This is a genomic window from Pseudoxanthomonas sp. GW2 (assembly GCF_000283075.1).
Taxonomy (GTDB): Bacteria; Pseudomonadota; Gammaproteobacteria; order Xanthomonadales; family Xanthomonadaceae; genus Pseudoxanthomonas.
Genome location: NZ_ALIP01000152.1, coordinates 25,410 through 47,387, shown reverse-complemented (window position 1 = coordinate 47,387; position 21,978 = coordinate 25,410). Strand labels below are relative to the sequence as shown.

General features: G+C 71.6%; 18 protein-coding genes. 10 read left to right on the top strand and 8 right to left on the bottom strand.

What is annotated here, in order from left to right:
* Window positions 1-116: 116 nt before the first annotated feature.
* Window positions 117-521: a twitching motility response regulator PilH gene (gene pilH, locus B351_RS0114395; protein ID WP_019399738.1), complete on the top strand. Its 405-nt coding sequence runs from the start codon at window positions 117-119 to the stop codon at window positions 519-521.
* Window positions 522-734: 213 nt separating this feature from the next.
* On the opposite strand, the gene B351_RS0114390 is transcribed toward pilH, so the two are convergent.
* Window positions 735-1,616: a DnaJ C-terminal domain-containing protein gene (locus B351_RS0114390; protein WP_019399737.1), complete on the bottom strand. Its 882-nt coding sequence runs from the start codon at window positions 1,614-1,616 to the stop codon at window positions 735-737.
* Window positions 1,617-1,788: 172 nt separating this feature from the next.
* Window positions 1,789-2,238 carry an Hsp20/alpha crystallin family protein gene (locus B351_RS0114385; protein ID WP_019399736.1) on the bottom strand — a complete coding sequence of 150 codons (450 nt, stop codon included), beginning with the start codon at window positions 2,236-2,238 and terminating at the stop codon, window positions 1,789-1,791.
* Window positions 2,239-2,389: 151 nt separating this feature from the next.
* Between B351_RS0114385 and B351_RS0114380 the strand changes: the two genes are divergently transcribed.
* Entirely contained in the window at window positions 2,390-2,872 is a 483-nt protein-coding gene (locus B351_RS0114380) for a peroxiredoxin (RefSeq protein ID WP_019399735.1), read from the top strand.
* 9 nt (window positions 2,873-2,881) lie between these two features.
* Here B351_RS0114380 and pbpC read toward each other — a convergent pair whose 3' ends face one another.
* Window positions 2,882-5,296, bottom strand: coding sequence for a penicillin-binding protein 1C (gene pbpC, locus B351_RS0114375; protein WP_019399734.1), 2,415 nt, complete (start codon window positions 5,294-5,296; stop codon window positions 2,882-2,884).
* A 130-nt stretch (window positions 5,297-5,426) separates the two neighbouring features.
* Window positions 5,427-6,575, bottom strand: a complete 1,149-nt coding sequence (locus tag B351_RS0114370) for an acyl-CoA dehydrogenase family protein (RefSeq protein WP_019399733.1) — start codon at window positions 6,573-6,575, stop codon at window positions 5,427-5,429.
* A 122-nt stretch (window positions 6,576-6,697) separates the two neighbouring features.
* On the opposite strand from B351_RS0114370, the gene B351_RS0114365 reads away from it, so the two are divergent.
* From B351_RS0114365 to yeiP, 5 genes are all read left to right on the top strand, one after another.
* Window positions 6,698-7,627: a metalloregulator ArsR/SmtB family transcription factor gene (locus B351_RS0114365; protein WP_019399732.1), complete on the top strand. Its 930-nt coding sequence runs from the start codon at window positions 6,698-6,700 to the stop codon at window positions 7,625-7,627.
* An 8-nt stretch (window positions 7,628-7,635) separates the two neighbouring features.
* On the top strand, window positions 7,636-8,733 hold the full coding sequence (locus B351_RS0114360) for a homocysteine S-methyltransferase family protein (RefSeq protein WP_019399731.1): 1,098 nt from the start codon (window positions 7,636-7,638) through the stop codon (window positions 8,731-8,733).
* On the top strand, window positions 8,730-11,414 hold the full coding sequence (metH, locus tag B351_RS0114355; RefSeq protein ID WP_019399730.1) for a methionine synthase: 2,685 nt from the start codon (window positions 8,730-8,732) through the stop codon (window positions 11,412-11,414). The genes B351_RS0114360 and metH overlap by 4 nt, the downstream gene beginning before the upstream one ends.
* A gap of 161 nt (window positions 11,415-11,575) precedes the next feature.
* Window positions 11,576-12,346 (top strand): SDR family NAD(P)-dependent oxidoreductase, encoded by a 771-nt coding sequence (locus B351_RS0114350; protein ID WP_019399729.1) that lies wholly within the window; start codon window positions 11,576-11,578, stop codon window positions 12,344-12,346.
* 132 nt (window positions 12,347-12,478) lie between these two features.
* Window positions 12,479-13,045, top strand: coding sequence for an elongation factor P-like protein YeiP (gene yeiP / locus B351_RS0114345; RefSeq protein WP_019399728.1), 567 nt, complete (start codon window positions 12,479-12,481; stop codon window positions 13,043-13,045).
* Between the two features lie 203 nt (window positions 13,046-13,248).
* Here yeiP and B351_RS0114340 read toward each other — a convergent pair whose 3' ends face one another.
* The 3 genes from B351_RS0114340 to B351_RS0114330 form a co-directional block, all read right to left on the bottom strand.
* On the bottom strand, window positions 13,249-15,042 hold the full coding sequence (locus B351_RS0114340) for a DUF4105 domain-containing protein (protein WP_019399727.1): 1,794 nt from the start codon (window positions 15,040-15,042) through the stop codon (window positions 13,249-13,251).
* Window positions 15,039-15,347, bottom strand: coding sequence for a DUF2388 domain-containing protein (locus B351_RS0114335; RefSeq protein WP_019399726.1), 309 nt, complete (start codon window positions 15,345-15,347; stop codon window positions 15,039-15,041). Before B351_RS0114335 ends, B351_RS0114340 begins: the two co-directional genes overlap by 4 nt.
* Before the next feature lie 80 nt (window positions 15,348-15,427).
* Window positions 15,428-16,816 (bottom strand): FAD-binding oxidoreductase, encoded by a 1,389-nt coding sequence (locus tag B351_RS0114330; RefSeq protein WP_019399725.1) that lies wholly within the window; start codon window positions 16,814-16,816, stop codon window positions 15,428-15,430.
* A gap of 272 nt (window positions 16,817-17,088) precedes the next feature.
* Here B351_RS0114330 and serA point away from each other — a divergent pair, with 272 nt between their 5' ends.
* Window positions 17,089-18,330, top strand: coding sequence for a phosphoglycerate dehydrogenase (gene serA / locus B351_RS0114325; RefSeq protein ID WP_019399724.1), 1,242 nt, complete (start codon window positions 17,089-17,091; stop codon window positions 18,328-18,330).
* A gap of 66 nt (window positions 18,331-18,396) precedes the next feature.
* On the opposite strand, the gene B351_RS0114320 is transcribed toward serA, so the two are convergent.
* A complete protein-coding gene (locus B351_RS0114320; protein ID WP_019399723.1) occupies window positions 18,397-18,948 on the bottom strand; it encodes an NUDIX hydrolase in 552 nt (183 codons plus the stop codon).
* Window positions 18,949-19,115: 167 nt separating this feature from the next.
* Here B351_RS0114320 and B351_RS0114315 point away from each other — a divergent pair, with 167 nt between their 5' ends.
* Together B351_RS0114315 and B351_RS16920 are read left to right on the top strand one after the other, a co-directional pair.
* On the top strand, window positions 19,116-20,606 hold the full coding sequence (locus B351_RS0114315; protein ID WP_026010748.1) for an amino acid permease: 1,491 nt from the start codon (window positions 19,116-19,118) through the stop codon (window positions 20,604-20,606).
* A 64-nt stretch (window positions 20,607-20,670) separates the two neighbouring features.
* Window positions 20,671-21,954 (top strand): amino acid permease, encoded by a 1,284-nt coding sequence (locus B351_RS16920; RefSeq protein ID WP_019399721.1) that lies wholly within the window; start codon window positions 20,671-20,673, stop codon window positions 21,952-21,954.
* The last annotated feature ends 24 nt before the right edge of the window (window positions 21,955-21,978 follow it).

Genomic DNA, 21,978 nt, shown 5'->3' with positions numbered 1-21,978 from the left:
GCCGATTCTAGGCCCGGCCCAGCCCGCACGCGCTACCGCCCGTCCGGCGGCGGCTTCCGACAGGGGCCACCACCGACTACACTCGCCGGCAAAGGGGAAAACAACGGGGATTCCGCATGGCCCGCATCCTGATCGTGGACGATTCGCCCTCCCAGCTCCTGGGCATCCAGCGGATCGTCGAGAAGCTAGGCCACCAGACGCTCACCGCCGAGGACGGCGCTGCCGGGGTGGAAGTGGCCAAGGCCGAGCTGCCGGACCTGATCCTGATGGACGTGGTCATGCCCAACCTCAACGGCTTCCAGGCCACCCGCACCCTGTCGCGCGAGGCTTCGACCCGCGACATCCCGGTGGTGCTGGTCACCACCAAGGACCAGGACACCGACCGCATGTGGGGCATGCGCCAGGGCGCGCGCGCCTACCTGACCAAGCCGTTCTCCGAGGCCGAGCTGGCCGAGGTCATCAACCGGCTGCTGGGCCAGGGTGCCGCCGCGCCGGCACAGCCTTCCGACGGCTCGGCCTGACCCGCCTGGTCGCCGGCGTTGCGCGCGCCGGCCTGTCGCCGTCGTGCCGCGCAAGCGGAGCAGTGACGTTCACACCCGCGACGACACGGAGCTCCCGGGGCGGGACGAGCCGCCGGGAGCCTGCGGCCTCGGCACCGGCGGCGGTGGAAAGCTGGAGGCGCCCCCTTCCGCGGACGGCGGGCATGGATGCGCGGCGCGCCGGGGCCGCGCCCGTTACTCCCCGAACGCGCGGCCCAGGTCGCGGTAGGCCTTGCGCTGGGCCTCGGTGGTCGGCGCCGGCGCCTGCACTTCCAGCTCCACGATCTGGTCGCCCGGCGGGGTGCCCGGCAGGCCGCGGCCGCGCAGGCGCAGCTTGCGCCCGCTGTCCGAATCCGGCGGCACGCGCAGTTCCACCGGGCCGCCCAGGGTCGGCACCGTGACCGTGGTGCCCAGCGCCGCCTGCCACGGCGGCAGCGGCAGGGTGTAGAGGATGTTGCGCCCGTCCACCTCGAACTGCGGGTGGGCCTGGTACTCGATCTCCAGCAGCAGGTTGCCGCCGCCGTTGCCCTGGCCGGCCAGCCGGATCGACTGCCCGGCGCGGATGCCCCTGGGCACCTTCACGTCCAGCTGGCGGCCGTTGAGGGTGATGCGCACGCTGTCGCCGCGGTAGACCGCCTCCAGCGGCACCGCCAGCTTGGCGCGGGTATCGCCGCGCGGCTGCGCGCCACCGGCCGCGCCGGGGCCGCGCGCACCGGCACGCTGGCGCGCGAACAGGCTCTCGAAGAAATCGCTGAAGCCGCCGCCGGGGCGGCCGCCGATGTCGCCGAAGATCTCGTCGAAGTCGAAGCCGGCGCCGTCGAAGCCGCCCGGCGGCGGATGGAACTCCTGGCCGGGGCGGTAGCCGCGCGCGCGCAGCTGGTCGTAGGCCGCGCGCTTCTGCGGGTCGCGCAGCGCCTCGTAGGCCTCGCCCACGGCCTTGAACTTCTCCTCCGCGTCCGGCTCCTTGCTCACGTCCGGGTGGTACTTGCGGGCCAGCCGGCGGTAGGCCGAGCGGATCTCGGCCTCGCCCGCGCCGGGCTCGACCCCGAGGATCGCGTAGTAATCCTTGAACTCCATGCAACTACCCTGCTGGCGCCCCGGCGTCGCCCGGGGCTGGAAACACGACGGCCCGCGGCGCGGACGCCACGGGCCGGAATTCTAAGGCCTGCCGTCGCCGCGCCGCGGCGCGGCGACCGGACGCCGCTCCCGGTTCCGTCCGCCCGCGCGGGCGGACGGCCGGGGCGCGGCCTCAGTTCACCTCGATGCGGCGCGGCGTGGTCTCCGGGCGCTTGGGGATGTCGATGCGCAGCACGCCGTTGCGGCCGGTGGCGGTGATGCCGTCCGGGTCGGCGCTGTCCGGCAGCGCGAAGCGGCGGTAGAAGCTGCCCCACGCGCGCTCGCGGCGGGTGTAGCGCTCGTTCCCGTCCTCCTGCTCGCTGGCGCGCTCGCCCTTGAGGGTGAGCATGCCGCGGTCCATCTGCACCTCGATGTCCTTCGGGTCCACGCCGGGGATGTCGGCGAAGATCACGAAGCGGTCGTGTTCTTCCTTGATGTCCACGCGCGGCGCCCACTGGCTGGTCACCACGTCGGACTGGTCGCCGGCCACGTCGCCGAAGAAGCGCTCGAAGACCTGCTTGAACTCCTCCTGCAGGTTGCGCGCCGGCAGGGCGTTGAGGGTGTTGTAGCGAACGATGGTCATGTCGTCACTCTCCTGTCTGCGGGGCCGCCTGGCGGCCATGCCCGCAAGATGGGAGCCGCGGCCGCGGTTTCAACACCCGTGCACGGACGCCCCACCCGCGTGCGGCTAGACTGCGTTCAGCCACCGCATCCGCCCCGCGCGAGGAACCACGATGACCATCCAGATCGGCGACCCCATCCCCGAAGTCGTGCTCAAGCGCATCCGCGAAGGCGTGGAGAACATCGACACGCCCTCCCTGTTCGAGGGCCGCAAGGTGGTGCTGTTCGCGGTGCCGGGGGCGTTCACCCCGACCTGCTCGGAAAAGCACCTGCCCGGCTTCATCAAGCGCTTCGACGACTTCCGCAGCCGCGGCATCGAGGTGGTGTGCATGGCGGTCAACGACCCGTTCGTGATGCAGGCCTGGGGCCGCACCCTGGACGCGCCGGAAGGGCTGCAGCTGGTGTCCGACGGCAACGCCGACCTGACCCGCGCCCTGGGCCTGGAGATGGACGCCAGCGGCTACGGCATGGGCCTGCGCGCACGCCGCTTCGCGCTGTACGCGGAGGACGGCGTGGTCCGGGCGCTGTTCGTGGAGGCGCCGGGCGAGTTCAAGGTGTCCTCGGCCGACTACGTGCTCGAGCACCTGCCCGGCTGAGCGCGGCCGCTACTGCGCCGCGGCGGGCGCGCGCCCGTCCTCCAGCCCCGCGATGCGGAACCGCACCTGCGCCCAGGCGCCGTTGTCGGCCAGGGCCGAAAGCACGTGCGTGCCCGCGCCGGCGCGGGCGAAGTCGTAGGCGAACGGGCGCCCGCCCCCGCTGCGCCCGATCCAGCGTCCGTCCAGCAGCCACTGCACCGGCGCCTCGGTGCCGAGCGCGCGCAGCTGCAGCTCCAGGCGGCCGCCGCCGCCCGGCGCGGGGGCCAGGGTGGCGCGGTCGGCGATGCCTTCCACGTGCAGGCCCGCGACCGCCTCGCGGCCGTCGTCGGCGCAGTCCGGCGCCAGCGGCGGCAGCGCCGAGGCCCGGCGCTGGGCCGCGCTGAGCCAGGGCGAGAGCAGCGCCGGCCAGCGTGCGATCTCGGCCTCGCGGGCCACGTGCGGCAGCCGGCAACTGGCCGACAGGCGCTGGCCGCTGCGTGCGTCGACCAGGAAGCGCTCGCGGCCCGGGCTCCACAGCCGTGCCCCGCGCTCGGGGAAGGTCGGCGGCACCGCTCCGTCCAGGGTCCAGGCGCGCAGCCGGCGCTGGCACAGCGGCCCGGGGGTCTCGGCCGCGGCCAGGCCCAGCGGCCAGCACACCTCCACCGCGGCCACCGTGTCCGGGCGTGGCAGCGGGTCGGCGTCGCCGGGCTGGTGCGGCAAGCCGTCGAGGGTGTCCAGCAGCAACGGCAGCGCGGTCACCGCCCCGTACTGGCCCGGCAGCGGCGTTCCGTCCGGCCGCCCCACCCACACCCCCACGGTATAGCGGCGGGTGCCACCGATCGCCCAGGCGTCGCGGAAGCCGTAGCTGGTGCCGGTCTTCCACGCCACCGGCGGGGTGCGCGAGCCGAACGCGCCGCTGGCATGGCCCGGGCGCGGCGCCGCCTGCAGCACCTCGCGCACGATCCAGGCCGCGCCGGGCGAGAGCAGGCGGCGCTGCAGCAATGGATCCTCCTCGCGGTAGCGCACCTGCCCGGCCACGCCGCCGCGCTGCAGGGCGGCGTAGGCGCCGACCAGGTCCTCCAGCCGCGCCGAGGTGCCGCCGAGGATCAGCGGCAACCCGGGCCGGCTGCCGCGCGGGAAGCGCAGCGGCAGCCCGGCGTGCTCCAGGCGCGCGGCAAAGCGCGCCGGACCGACCCGGTCCAGCAGGTCCACCGCCGGCACGTTGAGCGACAGGCGCAGCGCCGCGGCCGCGCCGACCGGGCCATTGAAGGCCTCGCCGAAGTTGCCCGGGCGGTAGCCGGCGAAGTCCTGCGGCGCGTCCACCAGCAGGCTCTCCGAATGGATCAGGCCATCGTCCAGGGCCATGCCGTACAGGAACGGCTTGAGCGTGGAACCGGGCGAGCGCCAGGCGCGGACCATGTCGACGTGGCCCAGGCGCTCGGCATCGCCCAGCCCGGCCGAGCCGACGTAGGCCAGGGCCCTGAGGCTGGCGTTGTCCACCACCAGCACGGCGGCGGAGGTGCGCGGCGGCAGCGCCGCCAGCCAGGCGACGACGCGCTCCTCCAGGGCACGCTGCAGGTTGGCGTCCACCGTGGTGGCCAGGCGGTGCGCACGCGGATGCTGCTGGCGCAGGCGCTGCGCCAGCAGGGCCGCGTGCTGCGGCACCCGCAGCGAGCGCGCCACCACCGGCTCGATCCTGGCGTCCTCCACCTGCTGCGGGGTCCAGCGCCCCAGCGCCTGCATCCGCTCCAGGACCTTGTCGCGCGCCGCGCGCGCGGCTTCCGGGTGGCGGTCCGGGCGCAGCCGGCTGGGTGCCTGCGGCAACACCGCCAGCAGCGCCGCCTCGGCCGGCGACAGCGCCGCGGCCGGCTTGCCCAGGTAGGCCCAGCTGGCCGCCTCCACGCCCTCGATGGTGCCGCCGAACGGCGCCCGCTCCAGGTAGATCCGCAGGATCTGGTCCTTGGACAGGCGCGCCTCCAGCTGCAGCGCGCGCGCCATCTGCCGCAGCTTGCCCAGGCCGCTACGGGTGTCGTGGCCGTCGAGGATGCGCGCCACCTGCATGCTCAAGGTCGAGCCGCCGGAGACGATGCGGCCGCTGCGCAGCCACTGCCAGGCGGCGCGCGCCAGCGCCACCGGATTGATCCCGGGGTGGTAGCGGAACCAGCGGTCCTCGTAGGTCAGCAGCGCCTCCAGGTACAGCGGCGAGACCGACTCCGGCGTGGCCGGATGGCGCCAGATGCCGTCGCGGTCGGCGAAGGCGCGCAGCGGCGTGCCGTCGGCGGCGGTGACCACGGTGGCGACGCCGGCCGCGCCGGGCAGCGGCGGCGGGAAGAGCAGGTCCAGCAGCAGCAGGGCGACGAGCACGGCGGCCAGGCCCCAGCGCAGGCACGCCAGTACGCGCCCGGTACGGCGCGGTGCTGCTGCGTTTGCGTCGGGCTGCCCCATCGTCCTTCCTGCCCCTCGGCCTGCCATTTGAAGCGATCCGGACGCCGCGCGGAAGCACGCCGGCCATCCATGCAAAGCAAAAGGGGCCGGTTGCCCGGCCCCCCTGGGGTGTCGCCTCGCTGGCCGTGGATCAGCGCAGGCCGGTCTCGCTGCGCGCGATGACCAGGCGCTGGATCTCCGAGGTGCCCTCGTAGATCTCGGTGATCTTGGCGTCGCGGAAGTACCGCTCCAGCGGCATCTCCTTGGAGTAGCCCATGCCACCGTGGATCTGCACCGCCTGGTGGGTGATCCACATCGCCGCCTCGGAGGCGACCAGCTTGGCCATCGAGGCCTCGGCCGAGAACGGCTTGCCCTGGCTCTTCAGCCACGCCGCGCGCAGGGTCAGCAGCAACGCCGAGTCCAGCTTGCACTTCATGTCGGCGATCTTGGCCTGGGTCATCTGGAAGGCGCCGATCGGCGAGCCGAAGGCCTTGCGCTCCTTCACGTACTCGATGGTCTTCTCGTACGCGGCGCGGGCGATGCCGATGGCCTGCGAGGCGATGCCGATGCGGCCGGCATCCAGCACGCTCATGGCGATCTTGAAGCCCTGGCCTTCCTCGCCCACCACTTCCTCCGGGCGCGCCACGTAGTCGGCGAACTCGATCTCGCAGGTGGCCGAGGCGCGGATGCCCAGCTTCGGCTCGGTCTTGCCGCGGTGGAAGCCCTCGCGGCTGGTGTCGACCATGAACGCGGTGATGCCGCGCGCGCCCTTTTCCGGATCGGTGACCGCGAACAGGATGATGTAGCGGGCGACCGGGCCGGAGGTGATCCAGCTCTTCTTGCCGTTGATGACGTAGGTGCCATCGGCCTGGCGCACGGCGCGGCAGCGCATGTTCGAGGCATCGGAGCCGGACTGCGGCTCGGTCAGGGCGAAGGCGCCGATCTCGCGGCCCTCGGCGATGGCGCGCACGTACTTCTGCTTCTGCTCCTCGTTGCCGTTCTTGAGGATGCCGGTGCAGAACAGCGAGTTGTTCACCGACATGATCGTCGAATGCGCGGCGTCACCGGCGGCGATCTCGATCATGGCCAGCGCGTAGGCCACCGGGTCCATGCCGGCGCCGCCGTACTCGGCCGGCACCTCGATGCCCATCAGGCCGTTCTCGCCGAGCAGGCGGATGTTCTCCAGCGGGAACTCGCCGGTGCGGTCGAAATGCTCGGCGCTCGGCGCGATCACTTCCTGGGCAATGCGGCGCGCCACGTCCTGCAGCATCAGTTGTTCTTCGGTGAAGCTGAAATCCACGGGGACCCCTCCGGTCTATGTCTGTCGCGATTGTAACCACTGCGCCATTCGCTGGCGTATGCGGTTGACCGGCGTCGGCCCGGAGCCGACAATATCGCTATATCGCGATAGGAAGATATTCAATGGATCTGGAGGACTGGTCGACCCGGCTGAAGGTCTTCGCCGACGCCACCCGGGTACGCCTGCTGGCCTTGCTGGAACTGGAAGAACTCACGGTGGCCGAGCTTTCCGCCATTACCCGCCTGGCGCAGCCGCGCGTGTCCACCCACCTGGCCAGGCTCAAGGAAGCCGGCCTGGTGCGCGACCGCCGCGCCGGCGTGTCGGCCTACTACCGTTTCGACCATGCCTCGCTGGACCCGGCGCAGCGCGCATTGTGGCAGGCCCTGAGCACCGGCAGCGACGATCCGCTGCTGCGCCAGGACGCCGAACGCCTGCCGGCGGTGCTGGCGGCGCGCGCGGCCGACCAGAACTGGGCCGACAGCGTGGCCGGCGACATGGAGCGCCACTACTCCCCCGGCCGCACCTGGGAGGCCCTGGCGCGCAGCGCGCTGCCGCTGCTGCACACCGGCGACGTGCTGGACATCGCCTCCGGCGACGGCGTGCTGGCGGAGCTGCTGGCGCCGCACTCGCGCCGCTACGTGTGCGTGGACACCAGCGCGCGGGTGGTGGCCGCCGCCAGCGAACGCCTGCGCCGGCTGGAGAACGTCGAGGTGCGCGAGGGTGACATGCACGCCCTGCCCTTCGATCCGGCCAGCTTCGACCTGGTGGTGCTGATGCACGCCCTCACCTATGCCGACCGCCCTGCGGTGGCGGTGGCCGAAGCCGCGCGCGTGCTGCGCAAGGGTGGCCGCCTGCTGCTGACCAGCCTGGCGCGCCACGAACACAAGGCGGTGGTCGAGACCTACGGCCACGTCAACCTCGGTTTCACCGCCAAGGAACTGCGCCGGTTCGCCGAGAAATCCGGGCTGGTGGTCACCAGCCTGGAGACGGTGACCCGCGAACGTCGCCCCCCGCATTTCGAGGTGATCTCGCTGATCGCGCACAAGCCCTGAGGCCGACCATGTCCCGCTCCCTCCCCTGGCTCCATCCCGAACGCGTCGCCCTGCTCGAACAGGCCCTGCGCGAACGCATCCTGGTGATCGACGGCGCCATGGGCACCATGATCCAGCGCCACGGCCTGGACGAGGCCGACTACCGCGGCGAGCGCTTCGCCGAGGGCTACGACCGCCAGCACCACCCCCAGCACGAGGGCCACGGCCCGCATTGCGGCCACGACCTGAAGGGCAACAACGACCTGCTGCTGCTGACCCGGCCGGAGGTGATCGAGGGCATCCACCGCGCCTACCTGGAGGCAGGCGCCGACCTGGTGGAGACCAACACCTTCAACGCCACCGCGATCAGCCAGGCCGACTACCACCTCGAGCACCTGGTGTACGAGCTCAACCGCGCCGGCGCCGCGCTGGCGCGCAAGGCCTGCGACGCGGTGGAGGCCGCCACCCCGGGCAAGCCGCGCTTCGTGATCGGCGTGCTCGGCCCGACCAGCCGCACCGCCTCGATCAGCCCGGACGTCAACGACCCCGGCTTCCGCAACACCAGCTTCGACGAGCTGCGCGCGACCTACCGCGAGGCGGTCGAGGGCCTGGTCGACGGCGGCGCCGACACGCTGATGGTCGAGACCATCTTCGACACGCTCAACGCCAAGGCCGCGCTGTTCGCGATCGAGGAGGTGTTCGAGGCCCGCGGCGCGCGCCTGCCGGTGATGATCTCCGGCACCATCACCGACGCTTCCGGGCGCACCCTGTCCGGGCAGACCGCGGAGGCCTTCCACACCTCGCTGGCCCATGCGCGGCCGCTGTCGATCGGCCTGAACTGCGCACTGGGCGCGCGGGACCTGCGCCCGCACATCGAGGCCCTGGCCCAGGTCTCGCCGTACTACGTCAGCGCCCATCCCAATGCCGGCCTGCCCAACGCCTTCGGCGGCTACGACGAGACACCGGAAGAGATGGCCGCGACCCTGCGCGAATTCGCCGAGGCCGGGCTGCTCAACCTGGTCGGCGGCTGTTGCGGCACCACCCCGGACCATATCCGTGCGATCGCCGAGGCCGTGCGTGGGGTGGCGCCGCGTGTTCCCGCCGCCGCCCTGGAGCAGGCCGCATGAGCACCGCCCCCCGCCATCCCCGCCTGTCCGGCCTGGAACCGCTGGTCATCACCCCGGAGCTGCTGTTCGTCAACATCGGCGAGCGCACCAACGTCACCGGCAGCGCGCAGTTCCGCAAGCTGATCAAGGAGGAGCGCTACGCCGAGGCGGTGGAAGTCGCGCGCCAGCAGGTGGAGAACGGCGCGCAGATCCTCGACGTGAACATGGACGAGGGCCTGATCGATTCGGAGAAGGCGATGACCAGGTTCCTCAACCTGATCGCCGCCGAGCCGGACATCGCCCGCATCCCGGTGATGGTCGACAGCTCGAAGTGGAGCGTGATCGAGGCCGGCCTGAAGTGCCTGCAGGGCAAGGGCGTGGTCAATTCGATCTCGCTCAAGGAAGGCAAGGACGTGTTCGTCGAGCACGCCCGCAAGGTGCTGCGCTACGGCGCAGCGGTGGTGGTGATGGCCTTCGACGAACAGGGCCAGGCCGACACCTGCGCGCGCAAGGTGGAGATCTGCACCCGCGCCTACCGCATCCTGGTGGACGAGGTCGGGTTCCCGCCCGAGGACATCATCTTCGACCCCAACATCTTCGCGATCGCCACCGGCATCGAGGAGCACGACAACTACGCGGTGGACTTCATCGAGGCCACCCGCATCATCCGCCAGACCCTGCCGCACTGCCACGTGTCAGGCGGCGTGTCCAACGTGTCGTTCTCCTTCCGCGGCAACGAGACCGTGCGCGGCGCGATCCACTCGGTGTTCCTGTACCACGCGATCAGGGCCGGCATGGACATGGGCATCGTCAACGCCGGCGCGCTGCCGGTGTACGACGACCTGGACCCGGAGCTGCGCGAGCGGGTCGAGGACGTGGTCCTCAACCGCCGCCGCGACGCCACCGAGCGCCTGCTGGAGATCGCCGAGCGCTACAAGGGCAGGAAGGGCGAGAAGAAGGTCGAGGACCTGGCCTGGCGGCAGAAGCCGGTCAACGAACGCCTGGCCCATGCCCTGGTCCACGGCATCGATGCCTTCGTCGACGAGGACACCGAGGAGGCCCGCCAGCAGGCCGCGCGCCCGCTGGACGTGATCGAAGGCCCGCTGATGGACGGCATGAACGTGGTCGGCGACCTGTTCGGCGCCGGCAAGATGTTCCTGCCGCAGGTGGTCAAGTCCGCGCGGGTCATGAAGAAGGCGGTGGCCTGCCTGCTGCCCTTCATCGAGGCGGAGAAGGCGCGCACCGGCGACGCCGGCAAGCCCAACGGCCGCATCGTCATGGCCACGGTCAAGGGCGACGTGCACGACATCGGCAAGAACATCGTCGGCGTGGTCCTGGCCTGCAACAACTTCGAGGTGATCGACCTGGGGGTGATGGTGCCGGCGCAGAAGATCCTCGACGCGGCGCGCGAGGCCAACGCCGACCTGATCGGCCTGTCCGGCCTGATCACGCCCTCGCTGGAGGAGATGGGCCACGTGGCGCGCGAGCTGCAGCGCCAGGGCTTCGCCACCCCGCTGATGATCGGCGGCGCCACCACCTCGCGCGCGCACACCGCGCTGAAGATCGACCCGCACTACCAGGCCCCGGTGGTCTGGGTGAAGGATGCATCGCGCGCGGTGGGCGTGGCCCAGTCGCTGATCTCGCCGGAACTGCGCGGCCCGTTCGTGGCCGCCAACGAGGCCGACTACGCCGAGATCCGCGCCCGCCATGCCAACCGCGGCGACGCCAAGCGCCTGGTATCCCTGGAGAAGGCGCGCGGCCAGCGTTTCGACGGCGGCTGGGGCAGCTACGCGCCGCCGGCGCCGAACCGCCCCGGCGTGCACGCCTTCGACTGGCCGCTGGAAGACCTGCTGCCCTGCCTCGACTGGACCCCGTTCTTCCAGGCCTGGGAGCTTGCCGGCAAGTACCCGGCAATCCTGCAGGACCCGGTGGTCGGCCCCCAGGCGAGCGAGTTGTTCCGCGACGCCCAGGCGATGCTTGCGCGCATCGTGGCGGAGAAGTGGCTGGCCGCGCGCGCGGTCTACGGGCTGTGGCCGGCCGCCAGCCATGGCGACGACGTGGTGCTGCAGCACGCCGATGGCCCGGCCACCCTGCATTTCCTGCGGCAGCAGGTGGACAAGCCGGCCGACCGCCCGGACTTCTGCCTGGCCGACTTCATCGCCCCGGCCGGCAGCGGCGTGCAGGACTGGATCGGCGCCTTCGCGGTGACCGCCGGCATCGGCATCGACGCGCACGTGGCCCGCTTCGAGGCCGCGCACGACGACTACAACGCAATCCTGCTCAAGTCGCTGGCCGACCGCCTGGCCGAGGCCCTGGCCGAGCGCCTGCACCAGCGCGTGCGCACCGAATTCTGGGGCTACGCGGCGGACGAGGCGCTGGACAACGAAGCGCTGATCGCCGAACGCTACCGCGGCATCCGCCCGGCCCCGGGCTATCCGGCCTGCCCGGACCACAGCGAGAAGGCCACCCTGTTCCGCCTGCTGGACGCGCCGGGCAATGCCGGCATGGCGCTGACCGAGAGCTTCGCCATGCTGCCCACCGCGGCGGTGTCCGGTTACTACTTCAGCCACCCGGGCAGCCAGTACTTCGTGGTCGGCCGGGTCGGCAAGGACCAGGTGGCCGACTACGCCCGGCGCAAGGGCGTGGACAAGGCCCAGGTGGAGCGCTGGCTGGCCTCCAACCTGGACTACGACCCGGAGTAACCGCAGCGGGCCGCGGCTGCGCCCGGCCCACGCAGGCGCGCAAGCGGCGCCGTGCCCGTGCCCGGACGCGGCCGCGTCGCGGTGCGGCACGTGCGCCCCCGGCTGCACCGGGGGCCAGCCAGCCCCTACAATGCCGCCCCTGCCCTGCTTCGGAGTCCCGCATGCAAGCCGATCACGTCCGCGCCGTCGTCACCGGCGGCGTCTCCGGCCTCGGCCTGGCCGTGGCCCAGCGCATCGTCGCCGATGGCGGCAAGGTCGCCCTGCTCGACGTCAACGACGACAAGGGCGCGGCCGCGGTTGCGGCGCTGGGTGCCGGCAACGCGCGCTACTTCCGCGCCGACGTCAGCGACGAGGCCGGCGTGGCCGCCACCCTGGAAGCCGCGCGCGAGTTCCTCGGCGGGCTCAACGTGGCGGTCAACTGCGCCGGCATCCTCGGCGCCGGCCGCGTGCTGGGCAAGGAAGGCCCGATGCCGCTGGACGGCTTCACCCGCACGGTGATGGTCAACCTGGTCGGCAGCTTCAACGTGGCCAAGGCCGCGGCGGCGCTGATGCAGCACAACGAACCGGGCGAGGACGGCGAGCGCGGCGTGATCGTCAACACCGCCTCGGTCGCCGCCTACGAGGGCCAGATCGGCCAGGCCGCGTACTCGGCCTCCAAGGGCGGCGTGGTCGGCATGACCCTGCCGATGGCCCGCGAACTGGCGCGCTTCGGCATCCGGGTCATGACCATCGCCCCGGGCGTGTTCTGGACCCCGATGGTCGACGGCATGCCGGAAAGCGTGCAGCAGTCCCTGGCCGCGACCATCCCGTTCCCGGCGCGCCTGGGCCAGCCGGCCGAATTCGCCGACACCGTGGCCTTCATCCTGCGCACCCGCTACCTCAACGGCGAGACCATCCGCCTCGACGGCGCGACACGGTTGGCGCCGAAGTAAGAGCCGGGATTGGGGGATTCGAGACGCGGGATTGGCCAGAGCAGAAACGACAGCCCCCGCACCGATCGTCCAGTCCCGAGTTCCGAACTGCAATCGAATCCCCAATCCCGAATCCCGAATCCCGGACTTCAAATGAAAGCCAGCGAAATCAAGAAGGGCAACGTCGTCGAGTACAACAACGGGGTCTACCAGGTCCGCGACATCGAACGCAGCTCGCCGCAGGGCCGCGGCGGCAACGTGCGCTACCGCTTCATCATGTACTCGGTGCCCGGCGGCACCAAGCTGGACGCCAGCTTCGACGCCGAGGACAACCTGGTCGAGGTCGAGCTGCTGCGCCGCCAGGCCAGCTTCTCGTACAAGGACGGCGACGCCTTCGTGTTCCTCGACGACGAGGACTACACCCCCTACACCCTCGACCCGGACGCGCTGGGCGACGCGGTCGGCTACATCACCGAGGGCCTGACCGGCTGCTACGTGCAGGTGATCGACGAGCAGCCGGTGGCCGTGCAGCTGCCGCAGCACGTGGTCCTGGAAGTGGTGGAGACCCCGCCGGAACTGAAGGGCGGCACCGCGACCAAGCGCCCGAAGCCGGCCAAGCTCAGCACCGGGATCGAGATCATGGTCCCGGAGTACATCGCCAACGGCGAGAAGATCCTGGTCAACACCACCACCGGCGAGTTCGGCGGGCGGGCCGATTGAGGGGCCCTTCCCGGCCGCGCGCAGGCGCGGCCGGGAAGGCGGGATTCGGGATTCGGGATTGGTGATTCGCAAGAGCGGACACGGGTCCCGTGTTCACCGGGCGGCCTTCGCGTAGCCCGCAGCCGAGCGCTTTCGGGATGCCGCGCCCCACGGATCCGGGTTGCCCCGGGACGCAGCCAACCCCGGATGCGGCCTCATGCGGGCTACGAGCCTGCGCCCGCCAGCTCCCGCAGCCGCTCACCTAGCCGCGCGACATTCGCCTCGGCGCCCTCCAGAGCCTCGCGCCGCGCGGCGGGCAGCAGCGCCCTGATCTTCGCTTCCAGTGCCCGTGCGTCGGTCCTGCGGCCTTCGGCCGACGCGACCGCGGTGGCCTCCAGCCTCCCGCGCTCTTCCCGCTGCGGCAGGCCATAGCCGTCCACGCCCTGCAGCCATGCCGCCGGGCGGCTGAAGGCGTCGCCCACTTCCAGGAACAGGCGCACATCGCCGGCGACGCCGGCATCGGCAGCAGCGATGCGGCCCAGCCAGCGGCGCTTGAGCTGGTCACGGGCCAGCGCCTCCTCGCGCCGCAGCGCGGCCGATTCCAGCACCAGCAACGCCGCCGCGCCCTTCAGCCCGGCCTGTTCCAGCGCCGGCCGGCGCCGCGCCGGCGGCAGCGCGATCCATTCGCGGGCATCGCGCGCCTGCAGGCCCAGTTCGTCGCGGGCGACCGCGTACATGGCCTGGTAATGGGTGCTGGCGGCCTCGAAGCGGAAGCCCAGGCGCACCTGCTCCACCGGATCGGCCGGCACCGCCGGCACGTCGACCACGCCGTGCCGGCGCAGGCGCCGCGCCAGCCCGTTCGGGAACACGGTGCGCAGCGGCAGTGCCGCCAGCCGTGGCACCGCGTCGTGCAGCAGCTTCCAGGTCTCCACCGCGCAGTTGTTGCCGAGGAACAGGTAGCGGCCGTCGTAACTCCAGTGCAGCTGCGCCGCGCGCGTGGCCACCGCCTGCACCTCCTGCGGCGACAGCGCCAGCGGGATCGCATGCAGGTCGCGCAGCTCCACCCGGGTGTATTCGTCCACCACCTGCTCCAGCGGCAGGGCGAACAGGCGCGAGGGATAGCCACCCGTGAGGCCGCGCCAGCTGGAGATCTGCAGGTCGTCGACGAAGGCGCGGAAGGACAGCACCAGGTGGTGCTGCAGGTCCAGGCGGCAATCCGGCCCGGGTTCGCGCCCGGGCGCGCAGACCACCAGGCGCAGCATGGCGTGGCCCCAGCGGCTGGCGAGGCCATCGCCGTCCCCGGCCAGCAGGTAGTCCACCGCGTACACGCGTTCCGGCGCGAGCAGGCGCAGCGGCTCGGCGCCGGCGGCCGGGTCCTGGACGAAGGCCAGGCCATGGGCGCAGTCGCTCCCGCCGCCGCGTTCCTCGCCGAACCGGTGGTCGAAATACTCCGCCAGCGCCGGGCGCCGGCAGGCGTAGTCCGGGTCCAGCAGGTAATGCTCGAGGTTGACCGCCACGTACTCGCGCGGGGAGGCCAGTTCGTAGGGGTCGGGGCTGCGGTCGCGGAAATCGTTGCGGCCGCGCCGGCCCGGGTGCAACGCCGAGCGCTGCCAGCCGGCGAGGTCGAGCAGGCGCGGATCGCGCGACAGGCCGCCGGCGGCGGTGCGGTCGTACAGGTGCGCCAGTTCGTGCAGCAGCGCGGCCAGCGCCGCCCTGGCGGCGGCGGGTTCCTGTGCGCGCCGCTTCCAGTCCTCCAGCAGGCGCCGCTGCAGCAGGATGCGCCAGTGGCGGGCACGGCCGTGCACCTGCTGCGGCAGGTCGTCGCGCCATTCCAGCGTGATCGGCCGTTCCAGCGCGGACGCCCAGGGCCGTGGCAGCCGCGCCGTGGCCGCGTCAAGCAGTTCGCGCGTGGCCGCTGCGTCGGCGTGGTCCAGGCCCGGGGGAAGTTCGAAGCGCGGAGCCGCGGAGGCCGCGGCGCTGGCCAGCAGCAGGGCCGCCAGCGCCAGCGGGCGGATCATCCGGCGGCGAGGATCTTCCGCGCCAGCTCCAGGTCGCTGGCCTGGCGCGCGGCGGCGTCGCGCTCGCGCAGCACGCGCAGGGCCGCCTCCAGGCGGGCGCTGCGCACCCGGCCCTCGCTGGCGACGAAGCCAGCGGCATCCTCGCGCGCGGCCTGGACCAGCTTGTCGTCGCCGGAGGTGCTGCCGGAGGACGCCGAGCTACCGGCGGAGGAGGCGCCGGCCGAGGTGCCGGCGAAGCTCGAGGCCTGGGCCGGCAGGGCGCAGGCGAACAGCAGGGCGGCGAGGGTCAGGGAGGAATGCTTCATGGGCAGGTGGCGGGCGTGGTCAGGAATACGTGAAGCCTACCCTGCCGCCCGCCCCGCCTGCACCTGCCGCCGGCAACCGGTCAGGCGTCGAACAGCTTGCCCGGGTTGAGGATGCCGTTGGGGTCGAACGCCTGCTTGATCCCGCGCATCAGCGCGATCTCGGCCTCGCTGCGGGTGCTGGACAGGTAGGGCTTCTTGACCAGGCCGATGCCGTGCTCGGCGGAGATGCTGCCGCCGCATTCCTGCAGCGCCTGGGCCAGCAGCTTGGTCACGTGCTCGCACTGGCCGACGAAGTCGGCGTCGGAGGTATCGTCCGGCTTGAGCACGTTGATGTGCAGGTTGCCGTCGCCGATATGGCCGAACCAGACCACGTCGAAGTGCGGATAGGCCTGCCCCAGCAGCGCCTGGGTCTTCGCCAGGAACGCCGGCATGGCGGAGATGCGCACCGAAACGTCGTTCTTGTACGGCTTGTACCTGGCCACCGATTCGGTGATGCCCTCGCGCAGGCGCCAGATCTGCTGGGCCTGGGCCTCGGACTGGCTGATCACGCCGTCGGCCACCCAGCCCTGCTCCATGCAGTGCTCGAACGCGGCCATGGCCGCGGCCTCGGTGGCCTCGTCGTCGCTGGCGAACTCGGTGACCACGTAGAACGGGTACTCGTCCTCCAGCGGCTTCTGCGCGCCGTGGGCCACCACGTGGCGCAGGGCGCGGTCGGTGAAGAACTCGAACGCCTCCAGGCGCAGGCGGCCGCGGAACTCGGCGAACACGTCCATCAGCACCTCGAACGAGGGCAGCGCCAGCAGCATCACGTTGGTCGGCGGCGGCGGGTCGGTCAGGCGCAGGATGGCCTCCACCACGATGCCCAGGGTGCCCTCCGAGCCGATCATCAGCTGGCGCAGGTCGTAGCCGCTGGAGTTCTTCACCAGGCCGCGGTTGAGGTGCAGCACCTCGCCCGCACCGGTGACCACGGTCAGGCCGGCGATCCATTCGCGGGTATTGCCGTAGCGGATCACGCGGATGCCGCCGGCGTTGGTGGCGATGTTGCCGCCGATCGAGCACGAGCCGCGCGCGGCGAAGTCCACCGGATAGATGAGGCCGTGCTCGGCCGCCGCGTTGTGCACCGCCTCCAGCGGCATGCCGGCCTGCACGGCCAGGGTGCGGTCGACGCGGTTGAACTCCAGCACCTTGTTCATCCGCTCCAGGCTCAGCACCAGCTCGCCGTTGGCGGCCACCGCGCCGCCGGACAGGCCGGTGCGGCCGCCGGAGGGCACGATCGCCACCCTGTGGCGGTTGGCCCAGCGCACGATGGCCTGGACTTCCTCCACCGTGCCCGGCAGGGCAATGGCCAGCGGCGCCGGGGTCCAGCGACGGGTCCAGTCGCGGCCGTAGTGCTCCAGGTCGGCGGCGTCGGTCTTCAGGCGCAGGTCGGGCACCGACGCGAGCAGGTCGGCAAGGCGGGGATCGGTCATGGGAACGGTGCGGGCAAGGCGGAGCGGGAGCCGGCAAGCGTGCCAGCCCCGGGGCGGTCGCGTCCAGCGCGGGACGCGCCCTGCCCCGGCGGCCCGCCGCCGCGGACAAGCCCTTGTTTCATCGGCAACTTTGCACGCGTGCAACTGCCACCACCACGGGCACGCGGTGTTGCGCGCAAACCGGGCAAATGCCAATGACGCGGCGCGGAAAACAGGGGGCGCTTCTGGCATAGTTGGCGGCTCCCGCCACACCCGAACCGGAAGCCGCGCGCATGTCGCCCAAGAAGACCTCCTTCCCGAAATCGGACATCCGCGTGCTGCTGCTGGAGGGCGTCAGCCAGACCGCGGTGGAGACCTTCCGCGCCGCCGGCTACACCCAGATCGAGTTCCACGACAAGTCGCTGCCGGAGGACGAGCTGAAGGCGCGCATCGCCGAGGCCCACATCATCGGCATCCGCTCGCGCACCCAGCTCACCGCCGACGTGCTGGCCCATGCCAAGCGCCTGATCGCGGTGGGCTGTTTCTGCATCGGCACCAACCAGGTCGACCTGGACACCGCCGAGCTGGCCGGCATCCCGGTGTTCAACGCGCCCTACTCCAACACCCGCTCGGTGGCCGAACTGGTGGTGGCCGAGGCGGTGATGCTGATGCGCGGCATCCCGCAGAAGAATGCGCAGTGCCACCGCGGCGGCTGGTCCAAGTCCGCCGCCGGCAGCCGCGAGGTGCGCGGCAAGACCCTGGGCATCGTCGGCTACGGCCACATCGGCACCCAGGTCGGCGTGCTCGCCGAGGCGCTGGGCATGAACGTGGTCTTCCACGACATCGAGACCAAGCTGTCGCTGGGCAATGCGCGCGCCGCGCAAAGCCTGGAGGACCTGCTGGCGCACGCGGACGTGGTCACCCTGCACGTGCCGGAGACCCCGGCGACGAAGAACATGATCGGCGCTGCCCAGATCGCGGCGATGAAGCGCGGCGCGCACCTGATCAACGCCTCGCGCGGCACCGTGGTCGACATCGACGCGCTGGCCGCGGCGCTGGAATCGGGCCATGTCGGCGGCGCGGCGGTGGACGTGTTCCCGGTCGAGCCCAAGGGCAACAGCGAACCATTCGTCTCGCCGCTGACCCGCTTCGACAACGTGATCCTGACCCCGCACATCGGCGGCAGCACGCTGGAGGCGCAGGAGAACATCGGCGTGGAGGTGGCGGCCAAGCTGGTGCGCTACAGCGACAACGGCAGCACCCTGTCCGCGGTCAACTTCCCCGAGGTCACCCTGCCCGAGCACGAGGGCAGCCTGCGGTTGCTGCACATCCACCGCAACGTGCCGGGCGTGCTGTCGAAGGTCAACGAGATCTTCAGCCGCCACGCGGTCAACATCGACGGCCAGTTCCTGCGCACCGACCCCAAGGTCGGCTACGTGGTGATCGACGTGGCCGCCGACGAGGCCAAGGTCAGCCAGCTGCGCGAGGAACTGGCCGCGATCCCGGGCACCCTGCGCACCCGCGTCCTGTACTGAGCCGGCGCAGGCCTGCGCCTGGCCATGCGACGGGCCGGCATCGCCGGCCCGTCGCGTTTCCGGCGCTCAACCCCGCGCGGCCAGCCAGCGCGCGGCCATGCGCCGCATCGAGGGGTCGCAGCGCGGGTCGTCCACCAGTTCGTCGATCCGGCGCCAGGCCAAGGCGTGGGATTCGGCGCTGACCACGAAACGCTCGTCCGCGCCGGCGCGCACCACGTAACGCACGTCGTAATGCCAGTGTCCCGGGACCTCGCCGCGCTCCGGGATCCAGTGCCGGTCCAGGTCGAAGATGCGGCCGTCCTCCAGGCGCAGGCCCGGCACCCCGGTTTCCTCCTCCGCTTCCTTCAAGGCCACCTGCGCCAGGTCGCGCTCGCCGTCGGCATGGCCGCCCGGCTGCAGCCAGCGGTCGAGCTTGCGGTGGTGGGTCAGCAGGGTGCGCTGGCCATCGGCGCTGACCACCCAGGCCGAGCCGGTGAAATGCCCCTCCAGGCGCTGGCGGATGAACGGGTCAGCCGCATCCTCCAGCAGGGCCAGGAAGGCATCGGCCAGTCCCGCCTGCATCGGCTCGCGCGTGCGGTATTCGGCCAGCTGGGCGGCCAATGCCTGCACTTGCACCATGGTGGTTCCCGTCGTCATGGATTGGCACCCGGATTATGCACGGGCCTTGCTGCAGTGCGGCACCGCATTGCCAAGCGACCCGGGCATTTGGCAAGGTACGGCGCTCATGTGGCCTCCGGTGGCCGCTCTTCATACCCGGCGCTCGAAGCCACCAGGGGGAACGTCATATGTCCAGCCGTCTATTCAGCACCAAGCCCATGGAACCGGCACCGCACGTGGATGCCGGCGAGCCGGTGGAAGGCTCACTCCAGGGCGAGGCAACCCTGCGCCGCACCCTCACCGCCCGCCAGCTGATCCTGCTGGGCGTGGGCGCGGTGATCGGCGCCGGCATCTTCGTGCTGACCGGCCAGGCCGCGGCCAACCACGCCGGCCCGGCGATCATGCTCAGCTTCGTCCTGGCCGGCTTCGCCTGCGCCATGGCCGGCCTGTGCTACGCCGAATTCGCCTCGATGATGCCGGTCTCCGGCAGCGCCTATTCCTATGCCTACGCCACCCTCGGCGAGGGCGTGGCCTGGTTCATCGGCTGGTGCCTGGTGCTGGAGTACCTGTTCGCCTCGGCCACCGTGGCCGTGGGCTGGTCCGGCTACCTCACCAGCTTCCTGACCACCACCCTGCACCTGCCCTTCCCCGCCGAGCTGGCCGCCGCGCCACTGGCCTGGAACGGCACCGAGTTCGTGGCCACCTCCGGCATCGTCAACCTGCCGGCGATCCTGATCGTGGCCGCGGTCAGCGCCCTTTGCTACGTCGGCATCACCCAGTCGGCCTTCGCCAACGCGATCGTGGTGGCGATCAAGATCGCGGTGATCGCGGCCTTCCTCGGCTTCGGCATCCAGTACATCGATCCGGGCAACTGGACCCCGTTCGTCCCCGAGAACGCCGGGCCGGGCAAGTTCGGCATGGAAGGCGTGTTCCGCGCCGCGACCATCGTGTTCTTCGCCTACATCGGCTTCGACGCGGTCTCCACCGCCGCCGGCGAGGCGAAGAACCCGCAGCGCGACATGCCGATCGGCATCCTCGGCTCGCTGGCAATCTGCACCCTGGTCTACATCGCCGTGTGCGCGGTGCTGACCGGCATGACCCACTACTCGCTGCTCAACACCGCCAAGCCGGTGGCCACCGCGCTGGAGGAAGTGCTCAAGGCCGACCCCACCGCCAACGTAACCTGGCTCAAGACCGCGGTGGAGATCGGCGCCATCGCCGGCCTGTCCTCGGTGATCCTGGTGATGCTGATGGCGCAGCCGCGCATCTTCTATTCGATGTCGCGCGACGGGCTGATGCCGCGCCTGTTCGGCAAGGTCCACCCGCGCTACCAGACCCCGCACGTGGGCACGGTCATCGTCGGCGTGATCGCCTGCCTGCTGGCCGGCTTCATGCCGCTGAGCGTGCTCGGCGAGCTGGTTTCGATGGGCACCCTGCTGGCCTTCGCCACCGTGTGCCTGGGCGTGTTCGTGCTGCGCTTCAGGCGCCCGGACCTGCCGCGCCCGTTCCGGGTGCCGTTCTTCTGGCTGATCTGCCCGCTGGGCTTCATCGCCTGCCTGGGTCTGTTCTGGCAGTCGTTCGCCGAGCACTGGAAGGTATTCGTGGGCTGGACGGTGCTGGGGCAGCTGATCTACTTCGGCTACGGCTACCGCCACAGCAAGCTGCGCCAGCGCGGCTGATCCCCCTCCCGATCGCGGCCGGCCATGTGCCGGCCGCTCCAGTTTCCTTTTCCAGGATCGGCGCATGAGCGCAAGCGTTCCCCGCAAGATCGGGCCGGTGCTGGCGACCTTCGTGGTTGCCAACAACATGATCGGCTCGGGTTTCTTCCTGTTGCCCGCCACCCTGGCCAAGTCCGGCGGCGTGACCGCGTTGAGCTGGCTGCTGGGCACGGTGCTGGCGATGATGCTCGGCGGCGCCTTCGCCCGGCTGGCGCGCCACCATCCGGACCTGGAGTCGCAGGACGACTACGTGCGCCCCTCGCTGGGCCGCGACGCCTCGTTCCTCGCGACCACCATGTACTGGGTGTCCTCCTGGATCGGCAACAACGCCATCGCCGTGGCCGCGTTCGGCTACCTGGTGATCCTGTTGCCGATCGAGGACAGCACCGGGGTGCGCCTGGCCGGGCAGGTCGCGCTGATCTGGCTGATGTTCGCCCTGAACCTGATGGGCCCGCGGCCGATCGCGCGCTTCCAGTCGATGTGCGTGGTGCTGGGCCTGCTGCCGGTGGCGGCGATCCTCACCGCCGGCTGGGCGTACTTCGACCCGGAGGTGTACCGCACCGCCTGGAACGTGTCGGGCACCTCGGACACCGCGGTGGTGCTGCAGTCGCTGGCCCCGATCTTCTGGGCTTTCGTCGGCCTGGAGACCGGCGCGATGGTCGCCGGCGTGGTCGACGACCCGGACCGCAACGTGCCGCGCGCGACGCTCGGCGGCATCGCCATCGCCGGCGTGGTGTACCTGACCTCCTCGGTGCTGATGATGGGCATCGTGCCGGCCTCGCAGCTGGCCCAGTCCAGCGCCCCGTTCGCTATGGTCGCCGGCGAGATGTTCGGCCCGTGGGCGGTGCCGGTGATCGCCGCGGCCGCCGCGCTGAAGGCCACCGGCACCCTCGGCGGCTGGATGCTGGTGAGCGGCGAATCCGGCGCGCGCGCGGCGCAGCGCGGTTTCCTGCCGGCGGTGTTCGGCCACCTGCGGCCCAACGGCTCGGCCCGCAACGGGCTGTGCATCATCGCCCTGTCGATGACCCTGCTGGCCTTCCTGACCCTGTCGCCGACCGTTTCCGGGCAGTTCGAGATCCTGATCGAAATGGTCGTGGTGCTGGTGGTGGTGGCCTACGCCGCCGCCGGCCTGAGCCTGCTGCTGGGCACGCCCGGGCGCACGCCCACCCGGCGCGAACGGATGCTGGGCATGGGCGCCCTGCTCGCCTGCGGCCTGCTGGTCTACTCCACCCCGGTGCAGACCCTGGTCGGCGGCTTGGTGTTCGCCGGCCTGGCCTGGGCCGCGTATCGCGGCTTCGGCCGCCGGTAGCGCGCGGTCGCGCGTTAGACTTCG

Excerpts from the sequence above, each read along its gene's own strand:
- pilH (WP_019399738.1), top strand. The coding sequence starts at position 117 with ATGGCCCGCATCCTGATCGTGGACGATTCGCCCTCCCAGCTCCTGGGC.
- B351_RS0114390 (WP_019399737.1), bottom strand. The coding sequence starts at position 1,616 with ATGGAGTTCAAGGATTACTACGCGATCCTCGGGGTCGAGCCCGGCGCG.
- B351_RS0114385 (WP_019399736.1), bottom strand. The coding sequence starts at position 2,238 with ATGACCATCGTTCGCTACAACACCCTCAACGCCCTGCCGGCGCGCAAC.
- B351_RS0114380 (WP_019399735.1), top strand. The coding sequence starts at position 2,390 with ATGACCATCCAGATCGGCGACCCCATCCCCGAAGTCGTGCTCAAGCGC.
- pbpC (WP_019399734.1), bottom strand. The coding sequence starts at position 5,296 with ATGGGGCAGCCCGACGCAAACGCAGCAGCACCGCGCCGTACCGGGCGC.
- B351_RS0114365 (WP_019399732.1), top strand. The coding sequence starts at position 6,698 with ATGGATCTGGAGGACTGGTCGACCCGGCTGAAGGTCTTCGCCGACGCC.
- B351_RS0114360 (WP_019399731.1), top strand. The coding sequence starts at position 7,636 with ATGTCCCGCTCCCTCCCCTGGCTCCATCCCGAACGCGTCGCCCTGCTC.
- metH (WP_019399730.1), top strand. The coding sequence starts at position 8,730 with ATGAGCACCGCCCCCCGCCATCCCCGCCTGTCCGGCCTGGAACCGCTG.
- B351_RS0114350 (WP_019399729.1), top strand. The coding sequence starts at position 11,576 with ATGCAAGCCGATCACGTCCGCGCCGTCGTCACCGGCGGCGTCTCCGGC.
- yeiP (WP_019399728.1), top strand. The coding sequence starts at position 12,479 with ATGAAAGCCAGCGAAATCAAGAAGGGCAACGTCGTCGAGTACAACAAC.
- B351_RS0114340 (WP_019399727.1), bottom strand. The coding sequence starts at position 15,042 with ATGATCCGCCCGCTGGCGCTGGCGGCCCTGCTGCTGGCCAGCGCCGCG.
- B351_RS0114335 (WP_019399726.1), bottom strand. The coding sequence starts at position 15,347 with ATGAAGCATTCCTCCCTGACCCTCGCCGCCCTGCTGTTCGCCTGCGCC.
- B351_RS0114330 (WP_019399725.1), bottom strand. The coding sequence starts at position 16,816 with ATGACCGATCCCCGCCTTGCCGACCTGCTCGCGTCGGTGCCCGACCTG.
- serA (WP_019399724.1), top strand. The coding sequence starts at position 17,089 with ATGTCGCCCAAGAAGACCTCCTTCCCGAAATCGGACATCCGCGTGCTG.
- B351_RS0114320 (WP_019399723.1), bottom strand. The coding sequence starts at position 18,948 with ATGGTGCAAGTGCAGGCATTGGCCGCCCAGCTGGCCGAATACCGCACG.
- B351_RS0114315 (WP_026010748.1), top strand. The coding sequence starts at position 19,116 with ATGTCCAGCCGTCTATTCAGCACCAAGCCCATGGAACCGGCACCGCAC.
- B351_RS16920 (WP_019399721.1), top strand. The coding sequence starts at position 20,671 with ATGAGCGCAAGCGTTCCCCGCAAGATCGGGCCGGTGCTGGCGACCTTC.